Here is a 14284-nt window from a genome sequence, read left to right as displayed (position 1 = left end):
ATATTGATTAAGACTTTAAATATTTTATTCACTCCTTAAAGCAATGGCGGCATCTTTTTTGGCAGCCATGCGGGCAGGCAAGTGTCCGCCGAGCATCGTCAAAATGGTCGAAATACCAATTAAAACAAGAGCATGAATTGGATTAAGTTGAGCTACATTGGTCAAATCAGTGATGGAATAAAGTACACTGTTAATTGGGAAAATTAGCAGCCGGGCAATTACAATTCCCAAAATACCAGAAAAAATTCCTAAAATAAAAGTTTCAGCATCAAAGACACGAGTAATATCTTTTTTTCGTGCGCCAAGAGCTTTTAAAATCCCAATTTCTTTAGTTCTTTCTAAGACTGAGGTATAAGTTAATATTCCAATCATAATCATTGAAGTTATAAGTGAGATTGCGGCAAAAGCAATTAAAACAGCAGTAATTCCATTTAATAATCCGCCAGTCATAGTAGTTACTGCACTAGACATATCGGTATAAATGATTTTATCTTGTTTAGCTTTACCTTTATTCCAGTTATCTAAATAATTTAAGACCTTGCTTTTTGCATCAAAGTTATTAGGATAAATCATGATTCCAGCAGGAATTGTAGAACCACCGATTGCTTGCAATACCTGCTTTTTAGTGGTCTGATTCATATTTTGTCCTGTTAGCACATTCTGATTAGAGTTTTTTTGTGCTTTAACAATTGCTGAACTTTGGTTTTCTTTAATAACTTGCTGTGCTAGTTGGTCACTATAGGCAATACCATGCGCTAATAGTTCTAGCGAATCTTTATTTTTAGGTCGAATGACACCAGCAATTCGCAGTTTAAGCTTACTATTAGTATACATAGCTGAGTTTACCTTTTTGGGAATAAACATTCCTGTAGGTAATTTTTGGTAGTAATCATCATTAGTAGCAATTCTAAACTCTCTGCCAACTAGTTGGCTAAGGTCAACTTTAGCTCCATTTTTGATGTTAAGGCCGAGATTTTTTAGTACATTATCTATAATAGTATTCTGACTATCAACTACTAAAACTAAGTCAGTTGCTGATTTGGGCCAAGTACCAGATAGCAAGTGATAGTTCTCTTTTAAAATATTGCCCTGACTTTTATCAAGTTCGGTAGGGAAAACGGCTGATCCCATAAAAGACATGCTGGCTGCTTGTGTTTGCATTTGCGAATATGCTGCAGTCATAGTTGAACCAGCTTCTAATGGTGAAAACTGCACACGCTTAACTTTGCCGTCGATTTTTCCTAAAAGGTTGAGGTTAACACCAACTTGATAAGAGATATTATTAGCATATTTAGGATTAATCTTTTTAATGTAGTTAATATAATCTAGCGTAATTTTGTTTTTGTGGGAACTTTGTTGTGCCTTATCTTTTCTAGCGGTAATATAACCTCGATTTTTAGCAACACTCTTAGAATTTTTTTCTTGCGCAAAACTATCAAAATTAGCAGCATTTTGGGTAATTGTTACAGGATATTTGGCTAATGCTTTACTCATAGTTGTATCAATCTGTTTTTGAAAACCATTAGACAAAGCTAATACTATTGCAATAGAAATAATACCAATACTTGAAGCAAAAGCAGTTAGAGCAGTTCGCCCTTTTTTAGTCATAATATTAGTAAAGCTAAGTTTAATAGCATTCCAATATGACATTTTAGTTCGTTTTAAGTTAAAAGTATCAGCTTCATTTACCGGCTTAAAGGCATTTGAATCATTCAAAATTTTGCCATCTTGAAAATTAACGATTCTAGTTGCATACTTCCTTGCAAGTTCTGGGTTATGGGTGACCATGATCACTAAGCGATCTTGAGATAATTGCTTGATTAATTGCATAATTTGCTCAGACGTTTCAGTGTCGAGAGCTCCAGTTGGTTCATCACACAGTAGAATGTCTGGGTCATTAGCCAATGCTCTTGCAATCGCTACACGTTGCATTTGTCCACCAGATAATTGATTAGGGCTCTTTGATACTTGATCTTTTAATCCAACTTTGGCTAAAGCATCAAGTGCTTTTTGATGACGCTGTGAGGCAGGAACACCAGACAGGTTCATACCTAATTCAACATTAGCAATAATTGATAAATGAGCCACCAAATTATAATTTTGAAAAATAAAGCCGACTGAATTGTTACGATATGCGTCCCAATCAGTTTCAGCAAAATTTTTAGTAGATTTTCCATTTATAATTAAGTCGCCACTGTCGTAGCGATCAAGGCCACCAATTACATTTAACATTGTAGTTTTTCCAGAACCACTTGGTCCTAAAATAGCGACAAATTCTTGATTACGAAAAGAAATAGAGACATCATCAAGGGCATGAGTGACTGTATCCCCTACATGATAAGATTTACGCAAGTGCTTTAATTGAAGCATAGTTAACTCCTTTATACCTTTATTAATTAATAGGCGTAAGTTTAACATATATAAGATATTAAAGCTATAATAATGAAGTATTTATTATTATAAAAAGTTTAGCTGACTTCAGTATTATACATTTACTTTTCAGCACATATTATTAAGTAAGTTAATAAAGGTAAAGATTAGGAAGAGGAATGTAATTAAGGTAATAATAATTAGATGGCGTTTTTTATTAATTAGTAAAATACCAGCAAATTCACGCATAATTGCATTAGGAAGAAAATAAAGTCTAGTGTAACAACCAACTCCGTTTGCATTTAATCCAGTCGCTTTAGCAGCTAGGCCAGCGCGAAAAATATGATAATTATTACTGAAAAATTTAGCACGATAATGATTATTACCAAAATCGGTCGTCGCAACCGCCTGCGAAAATTGCATATTTTGATAAGTATTTTTTGATTTTGTTTCAAGTAAAATATATTTTGGATCAACACCATGAAGAATAGCATAAGACCTCATTGCCTCTGCTTCAGTAATTTCTTCATCATTGCCTTTTCCACCAGACATAATAAATTTTGGCGGCTGATGGCCCTTGGCTACTTGCTTTTGCGCAAACTGGATTGCCCGATTAATTCGGGTAGCTAATAGCGGGGGCACTGTTTTGCCATTTTTCAAGCCAGAACCTAGAACAATGAGATAATCTTGATTATACTGACGTGGCACTATTTGATACAGTAAAAGATTAACTAAGAAATTATAAGCTATCAGTAGCAAATAAAGGACAATTGCTGTTGGAGCACATAAAAACATTTTAAGCCATGTAGGTATCAGTCTAAAAGCACCAGATAAAAATATTACCCAGGAAATAAAAATTACAATTCCCAGAAAAAAGGTTAATAAATTTGCTAAGGTATGGCTTTCACGCCGCCAAACAAGATAAGCATTCCATAAGAAAAAGAGCCAAGAAAAGGCAGCGGTTGCTATAAACAATAAAATGGAGATTAAGATTATAATTTCATAGAAGATTATCAAATGTTTTAACTTTGTTGCAACTATAATAGTGGATAACCAAATAATAAATAAAATAAGAAAAAGACTAAAAAGTAAGCCATTAATTAAATTACGTGGTTCTTTTAACCAAGAAAACAAAAATAATCCCAATGAAATTAGTACAATTATCGAGAGATACATGAATGTACGATTTTCACTAAATATTTCAAAAAATTGGAGCATGACCCTTACCTTAACTATAATAAACTTGCTGAATGATGTATAAAAAACAATCATGAAAAACATGGTGGTTTATTAACATAAGTCGAAAAAGGACATTATAAATAAAATTGTGTGTTTATGGTATACTGTAGCTTAATTATATATAATAATCTACTAGATTCTTATAACTAGTAAGGAGTAAACAAGTGAAAAAAGCAACAATTTTTAAAAATATCATCATTTTATTTGTAAGTTTCCTATTATATTCAATAGTACAATTATTATATTTTTATCCAACTAAAGTACAAAATATTCTAAAAATAAGTCCTGCTGGCTTTGTTGTCCTAGTAATAATAGTAACAGTTTTGGCGATATTATTGCTATTTTATCTTTACCACAAGCAATTAGCAGAAGAAAATGATTGGGATTTTAATTATCGTCCGCATTGGAGTATCCGGCGATTAGCAATTGCAATCATAGGTTTTGTTTTGCTGACATTGGCCAGTTTTCTAATTCCTAATCTATTAGGAATCAATGTAAATACTACTTCAGATAATCAAATGGAGCTTAATAGAATTTCACGTCTAGCAGGAAATTTTTTTGTTCCGATGGTAGTTATTATCGCTCCAATATTTGAAGAAACCATATTTAGAGGAATGTTTTTTAATACCTTTTTTGTCAAAGAGACACTATTAAATAAATGGTTAGGAATCATTATAAGCGGCTTTGCTTTCGGCTATGTGCATAATCCGGCTTTTAGTCCATTTTTGCTTGTCTATTGGTCATTGGGGTGTGTACTAGGTTGGGTTTATATAACCACAAAAGATATGCGTTATTCAATGCTGTCGCACATGCTTTATAATGCATTGGGCTTTCTTGTTTAACGCTTAAAGTTTAAATTATTAAATATTAACCAGATAAAAAAACGAATCATTTGATTCGTTTTTTGTCTAGTTAAAGTATTTTACTTTTCAGTAATTAGTCCCGTTTGTTTTGGATTTTTAGGTGTAGTTTTTGCTAACAGGGCCAAGCTAATCGAAATCATATCTACTACTTCTTGCAAAATTGCTCCCAAAAAAGCGGGGATAATGCCAGTAGAGGCAATAAGCTCAATAATAATAACAATGGTTATCGCGGCTAAAACATCAATATTAGCAACTTTCATAGTATGTTTTGCAATGGCCACGGCATCATTAATCTTAGATAAATCATTAACCATGATAATGGCATCTGCGCTTTCACTAGCGGCTGAGGCACCCTTTGCGCCCATCGCAATACCAACATCAGCTGCCGTTAAACTGGGAGCATCGTTAATCCCATCGCCAGTCATGACCACCGGACGTTTATCTTGAGTTACTTTTTTAATTGCTTCAATTTTTTGAACCGGTAGCAAATCATAACGGATATCTTCAATCCCGACTTCTTTACCAATTCTAGCTGCTACATCCTGATGATCACCAGTTAGCATCATCATCTGGGCTCCAGTTTGCCGTTTTAATCGTTCAATTGTAGTGGCACTTTCTGCTCTAACTTGATCTTTAAAAGTGATGTAACCAGCATATTGGTTGTCAATTGAAATATAAATGGCAGTTGCATTAACAGCTTGAATTTTTTGCTCGGAACTAACGAAATTTAATTTACCTACTTTAATTAAGTGTTGCTCGACAATTCCGCTAATTCCCTGACTGGTTGTTTCTTTAATATTAGTGGCGGGCTTTAAAAGTTGCTTGTTTGTAACACTCACTAGCGAATTAGCAATAATATGGGTTGATTGTTGTTCGATGCTTGTTGCATAACTTAAGATAGTTTCTTTACTAAAGTTTGAATTATTAGTGGCAGGAACTATTTCATCAATTACCAATTGGTTTTCAGTTAAAGTACCGGTTTTATCAAAAGCAAAAGTTTTGGCTTCAGCTAACTTTTCAATGGTTGGTCCAGACTTAACAATAATGTGGTGTTTAGACATTGAACTCATACCTGAAATCAAGGCTACCGGTGCGGCAATTAATAAAGGACAAGGCGATGCTACGACCATGACTTCGGCAAAATTAACCGGATTACCTGAATGAATCCAAGCAGCAATTCCAATTACTAAGGAAATAATTGTAAACGGAACCGCATAGCGGTCAGCCATTTTAACAAATTTGGCTGGCTGAGATTGGGATGTTTTGACTAGGGAAACAATAGTCTGGTATTCTGAATCACTTGCTTTTTTAGTTACAACCATTTCAACGGCAGTGTTACCATTAATAGATCCAGACATTAGTTCATCACCAATTTTTTTATTAATTGGTACTGATTCGCCAGTAAGTGATGACTGATCAAAACTGGATTCACCTGTAACTACTTTTCCATCAACCGGTACTTGTTCGCCAGGCTTAATTAAAACATGATCATTAATTTTAAGCTGGTTAACATCAACTGAAAGTAGTTTTTGGTTGACAATCTTATTAGCTGTTGTGGGCGAATTGTTTAAAAGTGAGCGCAGCTCTTTGTCGGCTTGACCGGTGGCATAATCTTCTAAAGTTTCGCCACCAGTCATCATAATTAAAATCATCCACTCGGCCCAATAGTCACCGATTAAAATCGTGGATACAACTGCAATAACGGCTAAAATATCTACACCATAGCGTCCAGATTTAAAGTCGGCAACAATTTCACTAAGTAAGGAAATGGTCATCATTATTCCTACAAGGTCAATTAAAATAGCTTGAATTGTAAATTGTAAATTACCAATTTGAAATAAGCTATTGGTGTGTAACCCAAATTGACAAATAAGACTAATGAGACCAATAAGTAGTACTAGTATAAATTTCCACTGCTTTTTAAAACTCATTATTTGCTCTGCCTCCGTATAAAAAAATAATATGTATTTTATTTTAACATTAACTTACTTTTTTTATTACACGAATGATTAGGTTATAGAAAATAATGAATTTAATAAAAAGAAAGCGTTATAGCTTTCTTGAATCAATAATCATATAATTTGATAATTTTATTTGAACTGGCTCTTTTGATTGAGGCAGGCGACTTTTTTACACTTTGCTTTTGCGGAGCAGGATTAGTTTCAACTTGAAAAATTTTGGCGCGATTAAGTGAATCAATCAAGTCAGCAAAAGACATCGTAATAAAATTATCATTGTCACCATGATCGTCAGTTTCAGAAAAATAGTGGTTTATTTTATTAATCCCTTCAAGTGAAAAATGTTCTTCATGGGCTAAATCAAGCAACAGGGCATGAAGTCTAGTGGCTGAAACTAATTCGTGTTGTAAAATTTCGAAAATCCACCCAAAATTATGGTCGATAATTTTAAATTCTTTGGCAATTTTGTCTTTATAAAAGACATCAGTAATTATTACTTTTTCAGAGAAATTATCGGGCGCTTGGTTAATTTTTTTTAATTGGGTGACTAGCTGCTTTTTTTCTGATAAAGATAATTCTTGTTCACGAGGATATGCTAAATTGTCAATAATAGCATCAATTAAAGTGTTTAATTGCTCAGAAATTATTTTATTTGCCATATTAGTATCCTTCTTTTTAATACAAAGCAATCTATAATTTTTCAATTAATATAAACAAGACAATTTTTAATACTAAAGCATGAAGCTTATTCTAAGTTAAGTATAACTCAAAAAAGTGTGGGTAATAAAAAAATTTTTATAATACCATTTGCTATATAAGTAGATAAATGATTGCACTGTATATTGAGTATTATCCTTAAAGATAAAAAGCAAGGATCATTTCTTTATGATTTTATATTTTTTTTCTAGATTATGTGTAATGTAATTGAAAGCTTTAATCCATTCCCGCCGAGTTAAGAGACCTTGAAAAATATTATGATTATCGACAACTGGGAGAAATGGATTGTCAATTAATAAATGAAGTTGGGATTCTAAAGTTGATCCTAAAAGATTTATTTTATCGAATTTGGTTTCCATTACATCACGAACTTTAAGGCTATTTAAGGGCTCACTAGTTATTTTATGAGTTCCCATCATTGTAGCAGTAATCATGGCTAAACTAATTAGACCAACTACGTGATTTTTCTGATCCAGTACGGGAATCTTAGCATATTTTACTCTCGTTAAAATTAAAAAAGCATGGTAGAGAGGATTATTAGCTTGAACAAAAGCGACTTTTGCTGCCGGAATAATAAAAGTGTCGGCTTTTTCTGCTAATAGCTGTTTGATTGTGGGCGAAAACACTTAGGCCACCCCCTTTCACTAAAATTAAACAAAATAAAGAAAAAGACCCGCAAAACATGCGGGTCAGTTAGTTTTCATCTACTTTGAAGGAGTAAGAATGAATGAAATAAAAAGTGGGAGTATGTAGCAAGTTTTACTAACTTACTACTTTGTAAATAATATTCCTTAATTGTAAAGTAAAGGTAGAAAATGTCTTATAAATTAGTAAAGATTTCCTTTAGAAGTCATAAAGGAAATAGAAAAACCCACGCAATACACGTGAGTTGAAAGGGATAGATATGAAAATGACCTGTAAAGTCATTCCGTTTTTCATTACATTATACTTGGAGGAGTATGAATGAAAAACATAAAAGTTGAGTGTAACATGGTAATGTTTCTCAGCATCACCATATCAGCATTCAGTATAACTATAAAATGTGAAAAAAGTATGACGAATTCATAAATAAAGCAATTTTTCATTTGATGTAAAATTGTTTATTGAAGAACACATTGTTATAATTGTCTTTGTTCTATATCTAATGTATTAAGGAGAAAAATGGAAAAACAAAAATATCGCAATCGAATTACTTTTTGGTTACGTGTTTCAGGCTGGCTATGTTTATTACCGGCCTCAGGTTGGTTATGGCTTTATAGGACAGCAAGTTGGTCGAGTTACTCTGTTTTCTTTTTAATTGAGTTGATTGTGACCGTTGCATTTGCCGTTTTTATTCTGACAACTGCTACGAGTAAAGGGTGGTTGAAACGAAAAAATTTAGTAAGTCTATTGACATTTGCTATTTTGTTTTTATCATTGATTGTCTTTATCCCACTAATTTTTTCTTATAACGCTTGTAGTAAATTTAATAAAGAACAATGAATCCTGCTAAACTAATGTTTAGATTTAGTAAAAAAATGATAAAATTTTAAGTTGGTCATTGACAGTAGTAATACAGTGGTAATACAGTGTAAACATATAATAATATTTTGGGGATTTATTAAGATTTAGAGAGATAAAGATTTATGCTAAAAAAAGGAAATGTTTCACGTAGTAAACAAATAGGTAAGTTTGTTCTCACGACACTTATTTATTGTGTTATTTTAATGACACTAATTTATCTATATCAATATAGTGGTCTGACGTCGGTTCACTTTATTTATAACGAATTTTAAGGTGGTATCATTATGATTAATGATGTAATTAAAAAAATTGATGAAATTGCTACAATTGAACCCAACCGAATTGCTTATGATTATTTAAGTAAAACTAATACTTATGGTGATTTAAAAGAGCGTTCAGATGCGTGGGCACATAAAATAATTTCATTAAATCTTCCGGCTGATAGTCCAATTATGGTATGGGGCGGACAAGATTTTGAAATGATTGCTAGTTTTTTGGGCTGTGTCAAAGCTGGGCATGCGTATATTCCAATTGCTAGTTATTCTAATGCGGAACGAATAGCGATGATTCAAGAAGTTGCTAAAGCAAAAGTTATTTTGGCGATTGATGCACTTCCGGAAATTGATTTAACAACTTTGCAAGTTATTAAACCTAGTGAAGTAATAAACGGTACCTTTGAGATTGATTCGCAAAATTTTGTGGCAGGTGATGCCAATTTCTACATTATCTTTACTTCTGGAACCAGTGGCTTACCTAAGGGGGTTCAGATTAGTCATAACAATCTACTAAGTTTTATCAATTGGGAAATGACCGATTTTGCTCTACCTGATTATCCCAGTTTCTTATCGCAAGCGCCTTATTCATTTGATCTCTCGGTGATGAGTCTTTATCCAGCCTTAGTTAGCGGTGGTAAATTGGTGGTCTTGCCACATGATGTAACAGAGAATTTTGCCCAGTTATTTTTAACCTTACCTAAATTGCAATTTAATGTTTGGGTGTCAACTCCATCATTTGCGCAAATGTGTTTTCTTGATAAAACATTTGATGAGGAACATCATCCTGAAATGACGCATTTTCTATTTTGTGGCGAAGAATTACCTCATGGTGAAGCTTTGATGCTTAAGCAAAAGTTCCCCCATGCTAAAATTTTTAATACTTATGGTCCAACTGAGACTACTGTTGCAGTAACACAAGTAGAGATTACTGACGAAATATTGAATAAGTATGACCGTTTACCAATCGGACGTGCTAAAGCTGATACCAAAATTACCATTGATGAAACAAAGGGTGACCACAATCAAGGTGAAATTATCATTGAAGGACCAAGTACTTCTAAGGGATATATGAATAACCCGGAAAAGACTGCTAAGGCATTTTTCAAAAAGCCAGGTGCAAAGTACATGAGTCATAGATCTGGTGATGAGGGTTTCCTAGATAATGGAATGCTATTTTATCGTGGGCGAATTGACTTTCAAATTAAATTTAATGGCTATCGGATTGAATTAGAAGAAATCAATCATTATATAGGTAAGAATGAGTTTGTTGATCATGGAGTAGCAGCTCCTAAGTATGGTAAGGACCACACGGTTAAGCAACTTGTAGCTGAAATCAAACTAAAAGATGGTATTAAAGACCGTTATTCAGAGGCTGAAATTACTAAAGCAATACGTGCTGATTTAGCTAAAAATTTGATGCCATACATGATTCCACAACGATTTGTTTACCGTGAAACTTTGCCAATTTCCCAGAATGGAAAAGTTGATATTAAAGCTGTAATTAAGGAGGTTAATGAGTAGTGAATTTTAACTTCATAAACTTACAGCCCTACACTAATCCGCAATACTTTGTGTATTTATTGATTGGCCTAGTACCAATCATTATTGGCTTATATCATGGTCATCGCTTAAAAATCTATGAAGTGGCATTTTCATTAGTTTTTTTATTTCTTATTTTTGATGGAGATAAGTGGCAGCAAGGGGTTAATTTAATTATTTACCTATTGTTTCAATTATTAGTGAGCTATTGGTACCTGCATTATCGCCAAAATGGTAAGAATAAGACATGGGTTTTCTACTTAGCGGTTGTTTTAGCTATTTTACCGCTAGTTTTAGTTAAATTTCAGATTGCTTTTCCTAAAGCACCAATTCCTGGTGTCTTAGCTTTCTTAGGTATTTCATATATTACCTTTAAGACGGTACAGGTTATTATGGAAGTGCGTGATGGTGCGATTAAAGAACTTGATTTGAGCACCTATCTACGATTTTTGCTTTTCTTTCCCACTTTTTCATCTGGCCCAATTGATCGTTACCGCAGATTTGCTAAGGAATGCAATGTTGCTCCTAAACGTGACCAATATCTGGCTGATTTAGAGATAGCAACAAGAAATCTTTTTCAAGGCTTCCTTTATAAATTTGTTTTAGGCTGGTTTTTTGGAACCTATTGGTTGCCTAAGATTTCTAAAGCTGCTTTAATTGCAGGTGCAGCTAATGGTGGTCTGAAACTTTCTTGGTGGCTAGTAGCCTATATGTACTGCTATAGTATGTATCTATTTTTTGATTTTGCAGGGTACTCCCTGTTTGCAGTTTCCATTTCTAATTTCATGGGAATTCATACACCAGTAAACTTTAATAAGCCTTTTATTTCGCAAAATATTAAAGAATTCTGGAATCGGTGGCATATGACGCTGTCATTTTGGTTCCGTGACTACATTTACATGCGTTTTACGTTTTTTGCCATGAAGAAAAAGCTGTTTAAGAATCCGATTAGATTGTCACAAGCTGCATACTTGTTATTATTCTTGACAATGGGCTTTTGGCATGGCTTAACCTGGTATTATATTGTTTATGGTTTATTCCATGCAATGGCTATTATTATTAATGATTGCTGGCTTAGATATAAAAAGAAACACAAGGAGCAAATTCCGTCTAATAAGTTTACGAAATGGTTGGCAATTTTTATAACGTTTAATATTGTTTGTTTTAGTTTTTTGATTTTTTCAGGCTTCCTTAGTGAATTATGGTTTGGTTGGAAGTAAGAAAGTAATCTAATTTAAGAGGTTTTATTATGAATATTGAAAAAGAAGTTTTAGACATTTTGCAAGATTTAACTGGTGAAGATTTATCAGAAAGAATGGATGAAGATATTTTTGCAAATGGTTTAATGGATTCAATGGCTAGTGTTCAAATGCTCTTGAATTTGCAAGAGAAGTTTGCAATTGATGTACCAGTTTCTGAATTTGACAGGGATGAATGGAACACGCCAAGTAAGATTGTTTCAAAGGTGGAAAATTCAAAAGATGAGTAATAAACGCCGACTGTGGCAAATTTTTGGCCCGGTTCTTTGCGCTTTTATCCTGCTGTTAGTTATTTTTTTAATACCTTGGGAGCGAACATTTTCTAAGGATGCTATCTATCAAGCAGCTAATTCGCAGACAACTACTATTTTTAAAGGATCACGAATGAAGCAGAATGCCTTTGATGATGGCTATGTCCCTTTTTATGGTTCTAGTGAATTATCACGGCTTGATCCACTTCATCCGAGCGTTTTGGCTGAAAAATATCACCGCAATTATCGTCCATTTTTATTGGGGGGACCTGGAAGCCAATCATTAGCTCAATTTTTAGGGATGCAAGGTACTGCTAAACAGTTAAAGAATAAAAAGGCTGTAGTGATTATTTCACCCCAATGGTTCACCAAGATTGGTCAAGATCCAGATGCTTTTTCGCTGTATTATTCACCATTGCAAGCTTGTAATTTTTTATTAGGAATTAAGAAAAGTAACGTTTCTAATCGTTATGCAGCCAAACGCTTCTTGCAAATGCCAGAAACAAAGGGTGTTATTAAATCTGGCATGAAAACAATTGCAAATGGTCAGAGTTTAACGAGTACGCAACGTTTTCTCCTTGAAAATCAGCGGCGTATGCTGAACAATGAGGACAAGTTTTTCAGTACATTTCAGCTACGTGATCGTATCCAAAAGATTAATGGTCATGCCAAACTATTGCCTAATACATACTCAGTTAAGGCGCTTGACCAAATAGCTAAGCAACAGGCTGCCATTAATACTAATTCTAATAGCTTTGGCATTAATAACAAATTTTACAAAATGCGTTTAAATAAACGAGCCTTAGCTAAATTAAAGGATAGTCAGCATGATTTTAATTATACAAAATCAGTTGAGTATAGTGACTTTGAATTGATGTTGCACCAATTTGCTAAACAACATACAAATGTTTTGTTCATTATTCCGCCGATAAATCAAAAGTGGGCTGATTATACTGGACTATCTGAGTCAATGTATCAAAAATCAGTTAATAAAATTAAGTACCAATTAAACAGCCAAGGCTTCGATAAGATAGAAGATTTATCCAAACGTGGTTCGGAAAAATATTTTATGGAAGATACCATTCATATTGGTTGGCGTGGATGGGTTGCTGTCGATCAAGCGGTTAAGCCATTTATGAATCAGAAAAATGAACCGTATAATTATAATATGCGTAATTATTTCTATACTAAAAAATGGCAAAACAAGCCAGGAATGATTAAGACAACGGACAAATATTCTGCAGTTGAAAGTCGAAAAGCAGCTTTAAAAGAAAAATAGTGCGCCAGCAAATTGATGCCTTAAAAATTAAGGGATCAGTTCTTGTCATTAAAGACAATAAGATTCTACTTGATTATGCTACAAATAATGCAACTGACACTAGTTATTTAATTAATTCTGTTCAAAAGTCGATGACTGCAGCATTAGTAATGCGGCTTGTTCAAACTGGTAAATTAAGTTTGCAAGATCCACTTAGTAAGTTTTATCCAGCAATCCCTGGCTCAAAGAAAATTAAATTAGCAAATCTAATTTCAATGACCGCAGGCTTGAGTTTACGGCCTGGTAGTAAATTAGGAAGTAAAGCTTTTAAATCTGATCAAGCAAATCTTGAACATAATATTGCTAAGACAATTTTTGTACCGAAAATGTTAGGGAAATGGTATTACAGTTCACTTAATTATATATATTTGTGCGGTATTTTATCCCAAGTAACGGGAAAAAGTTATGAAAAGTTATTTCGTGATACTTATATTAAACCATTGAAGTTGAAGCATACTGAATTTTTATGGGCTAAGTCGGCTCAGCTGTTAAATACCGGATTTATTCCTGGTAAAGTTTATAAAAAAGGTAGATATATTTTAGTCAAAGCTAAAGTTGCCTTAAGTGATGCACACAATGAGCTGGGAGCTGGCTCGATAGTAATGTCTAATCATGATTTAGCTAAAGTAATTCATTATTTGCTTGCGGGTAAATTTTTGTCGAGTAAAAGTCGCAAGTTACTTTATCAAGCCAGTCCACCGAGTTTTTACAATGGTGGTTTCTATAATAATAGTAAATTTAAAATAGCTAATGGAGCCGGAGAAGGCTATTATACCTTTTTACGTAGTACTAAGGATGCTAAAACAATGCTAATTATCCAGTCAGATAGAACGCGAATGGGGCAATTTACATCTTTAAAGCCGCAGATTGATAAAATTATGAAGTCTTTAATTGATTAATGGTTATTTGGTCATGAATATTGCATATCTTGTTTTTTAGGTAATTGCATGCTAGAATTTTGTTGTGCCGTTAGCGAAAAGAATAATTTAATC

The 14284-nt window shown here is 33.4% G+C and carries 13 protein-coding genes; 8 read left to right on the top strand and 5 right to left on the bottom strand.

The genetic code is table 11. From position 1 onward, the window contains the following. Positions 1-24: 24 nt before the first annotated feature. Positions 25-2370, bottom strand: a complete 2346-nt coding sequence (locus F5ESL0230_RS08220) for an ATP-binding cassette domain-containing protein (protein WP_122022370.1) — start codon at positions 2368-2370, stop codon at positions 25-27. A 129-nt stretch (positions 2371-2499) separates the two neighbouring features. Next, the gene (locus F5ESL0230_RS08215; RefSeq protein WP_122022369.1) at positions 2500-3588 is read right to left on the bottom strand and encodes a YdcF family protein; all 1089 of its coding nucleotides are present in this window, start codon (positions 3586-3588) and stop codon (positions 2500-2502) included. 185 nt (positions 3589-3773) lie between these two features. On the opposite strand from F5ESL0230_RS08215, the gene F5ESL0230_RS08210 reads away from it, so the two are divergent. Then, on the top strand, positions 3774-4451 hold the full coding sequence (locus F5ESL0230_RS08210; RefSeq protein WP_122022368.1) for a CPBP family intramembrane glutamic endopeptidase: 678 nt from the start codon (positions 3774-3776) through the stop codon (positions 4449-4451). 80 nt (positions 4452-4531) lie between these two features. On the opposite strand, the gene F5ESL0230_RS08205 is transcribed toward F5ESL0230_RS08210, so the two are convergent. The 3 genes from F5ESL0230_RS08205 to cbpB all read right to left on the bottom strand — a co-directional run bounded on the left by F5ESL0230_RS08205 (position 4532) and on the right by cbpB (position 7773). Beyond that, a complete protein-coding gene (locus F5ESL0230_RS08205; protein ID WP_122022367.1) occupies positions 4532-6403 on the bottom strand; it encodes a heavy metal translocating P-type ATPase in 1872 nt (623 codons plus the stop codon). Positions 6404-6537: 134 nt separating this feature from the next. Further along, on the bottom strand, positions 6538-7089 hold the full coding sequence (locus F5ESL0230_RS08200; protein WP_122022366.1) for a hypothetical protein: 552 nt from the start codon (positions 7087-7089) through the stop codon (positions 6538-6540). Positions 7090-7305: 216 nt separating this feature from the next. Beyond that, entirely contained in the window at positions 7306-7773 is a 468-nt protein-coding gene (gene cbpB, locus F5ESL0230_RS08195) for a cyclic-di-AMP-binding protein CbpB (protein ID WP_122022365.1), read from the bottom strand. Between the two features lie 535 nt (positions 7774-8308). Here cbpB and F5ESL0230_RS08190 point away from each other — a divergent pair. The 7 genes from F5ESL0230_RS08190 (at position 8309) to F5ESL0230_RS08160 (ending at position 14191) form a co-directional block, all read left to right on the top strand. Continuing rightward, entirely contained in the window at positions 8309-8629 is a 321-nt protein-coding gene (locus F5ESL0230_RS08190; protein ID WP_122022364.1) for a hypothetical protein, read from the top strand. 143 nt (positions 8630-8772) lie between these two features. Further along, entirely contained in the window at positions 8773-8922 is a 150-nt protein-coding gene (locus F5ESL0230_RS08185; protein ID WP_122022363.1) for a teichoic acid D-Ala incorporation-associated protein DltX, read from the top strand. A 12-nt stretch (positions 8923-8934) separates the two neighbouring features. Further along, positions 8935-10446, top strand: coding sequence for a D-alanine--poly(phosphoribitol) ligase subunit DltA (gene dltA, locus F5ESL0230_RS08180; RefSeq protein WP_122022362.1), 1512 nt, complete (start codon positions 8935-8937; stop codon positions 10444-10446). After that, positions 10446-11684, top strand: coding sequence for a D-alanyl-lipoteichoic acid biosynthesis protein DltB (dltB, locus tag F5ESL0230_RS08175; protein WP_122022361.1), 1239 nt, complete (start codon positions 10446-10448; stop codon positions 11682-11684). Before dltA ends, dltB begins: the two co-directional genes overlap by 1 nt. A 29-nt stretch (positions 11685-11713) precedes the next feature. Continuing rightward, positions 11714-11953 carry a D-alanine--poly(phosphoribitol) ligase subunit DltC gene (gene dltC / locus F5ESL0230_RS08170; RefSeq protein WP_122022360.1) on the top strand — a complete coding sequence of 80 codons (240 nt, stop codon included), beginning with the start codon at positions 11714-11716 and terminating at the stop codon, positions 11951-11953. Next, positions 11946-13253 carry a D-alanyl-lipoteichoic acid biosynthesis protein DltD gene (gene dltD / locus F5ESL0230_RS08165; RefSeq protein ID WP_122022359.1) on the top strand — a complete coding sequence of 436 codons (1308 nt, stop codon included), beginning with the start codon at positions 11946-11948 and terminating at the stop codon, positions 13251-13253. The genes dltC and dltD overlap by 8 nt, the downstream gene beginning before the upstream one ends. Next, positions 13253-14191 (top strand): serine hydrolase, encoded by a 939-nt coding sequence (locus tag F5ESL0230_RS08160; RefSeq protein WP_122022358.1) that lies wholly within the window; start codon positions 13253-13255, stop codon positions 14189-14191. The genes dltD and F5ESL0230_RS08160 overlap by 1 nt, the downstream gene beginning before the upstream one ends. Positions 14192-14284: the final 93 nt, after the last annotated feature.

Origin of the sequence: Lactobacillus sp. ESL0230 (assembly GCF_003692805.1) — a bacterium.
Classification (GTDB): Bacteria; Bacillota; Bacilli; order Lactobacillales; family Lactobacillaceae; genus Lactobacillus; species Lactobacillus bombicola.
Note: the sequence above shows the minus strand (reverse complement) of the source record. Positions and strands in the feature narration are given on the sequence as shown.

Coding starts and splice junctions, on each gene's coding strand:
- F5ESL0230_RS08215 (WP_122022369.1), bottom strand. CDS start 3,588: ATGCTCCAATTTTTTGAAATATTTAGTGAAAATCGTACATTCATGTAT.
- F5ESL0230_RS08200 (WP_122022366.1), bottom strand. CDS start 7,089: ATGGCAAATAAAATAATTTCTGAGCAATTAAACACTTTAATTGATGCT.
- F5ESL0230_RS08220 (WP_122022370.1), bottom strand. CDS start 2,370: ATGCTTCAATTAAAGCACTTGCGTAAATCTTATCATGTAGGGGATACA.
- F5ESL0230_RS08190 (WP_122022364.1), top strand. CDS start 8,309: ATGGAAAAACAAAAATATCGCAATCGAATTACTTTTTGGTTACGTGTT.
- F5ESL0230_RS08185 (WP_122022363.1), top strand. CDS start 8,773: ATGCTAAAAAAAGGAAATGTTTCACGTAGTAAACAAATAGGTAAGTTT.
- dltA (WP_122022362.1), top strand. CDS start 8,935: ATGATTAATGATGTAATTAAAAAAATTGATGAAATTGCTACAATTGAA.
- F5ESL0230_RS08205 (WP_122022367.1), bottom strand. CDS start 6,403: ATGAGTTTTAAAAAGCAGTGGAAATTTATACTAGTACTACTTATTGGT.
- dltC (WP_122022360.1), top strand. CDS start 11,714: ATGAATATTGAAAAAGAAGTTTTAGACATTTTGCAAGATTTAACTGGT.
- dltD (WP_122022359.1), top strand. CDS start 11,946: ATGAGTAATAAACGCCGACTGTGGCAAATTTTTGGCCCGGTTCTTTGC.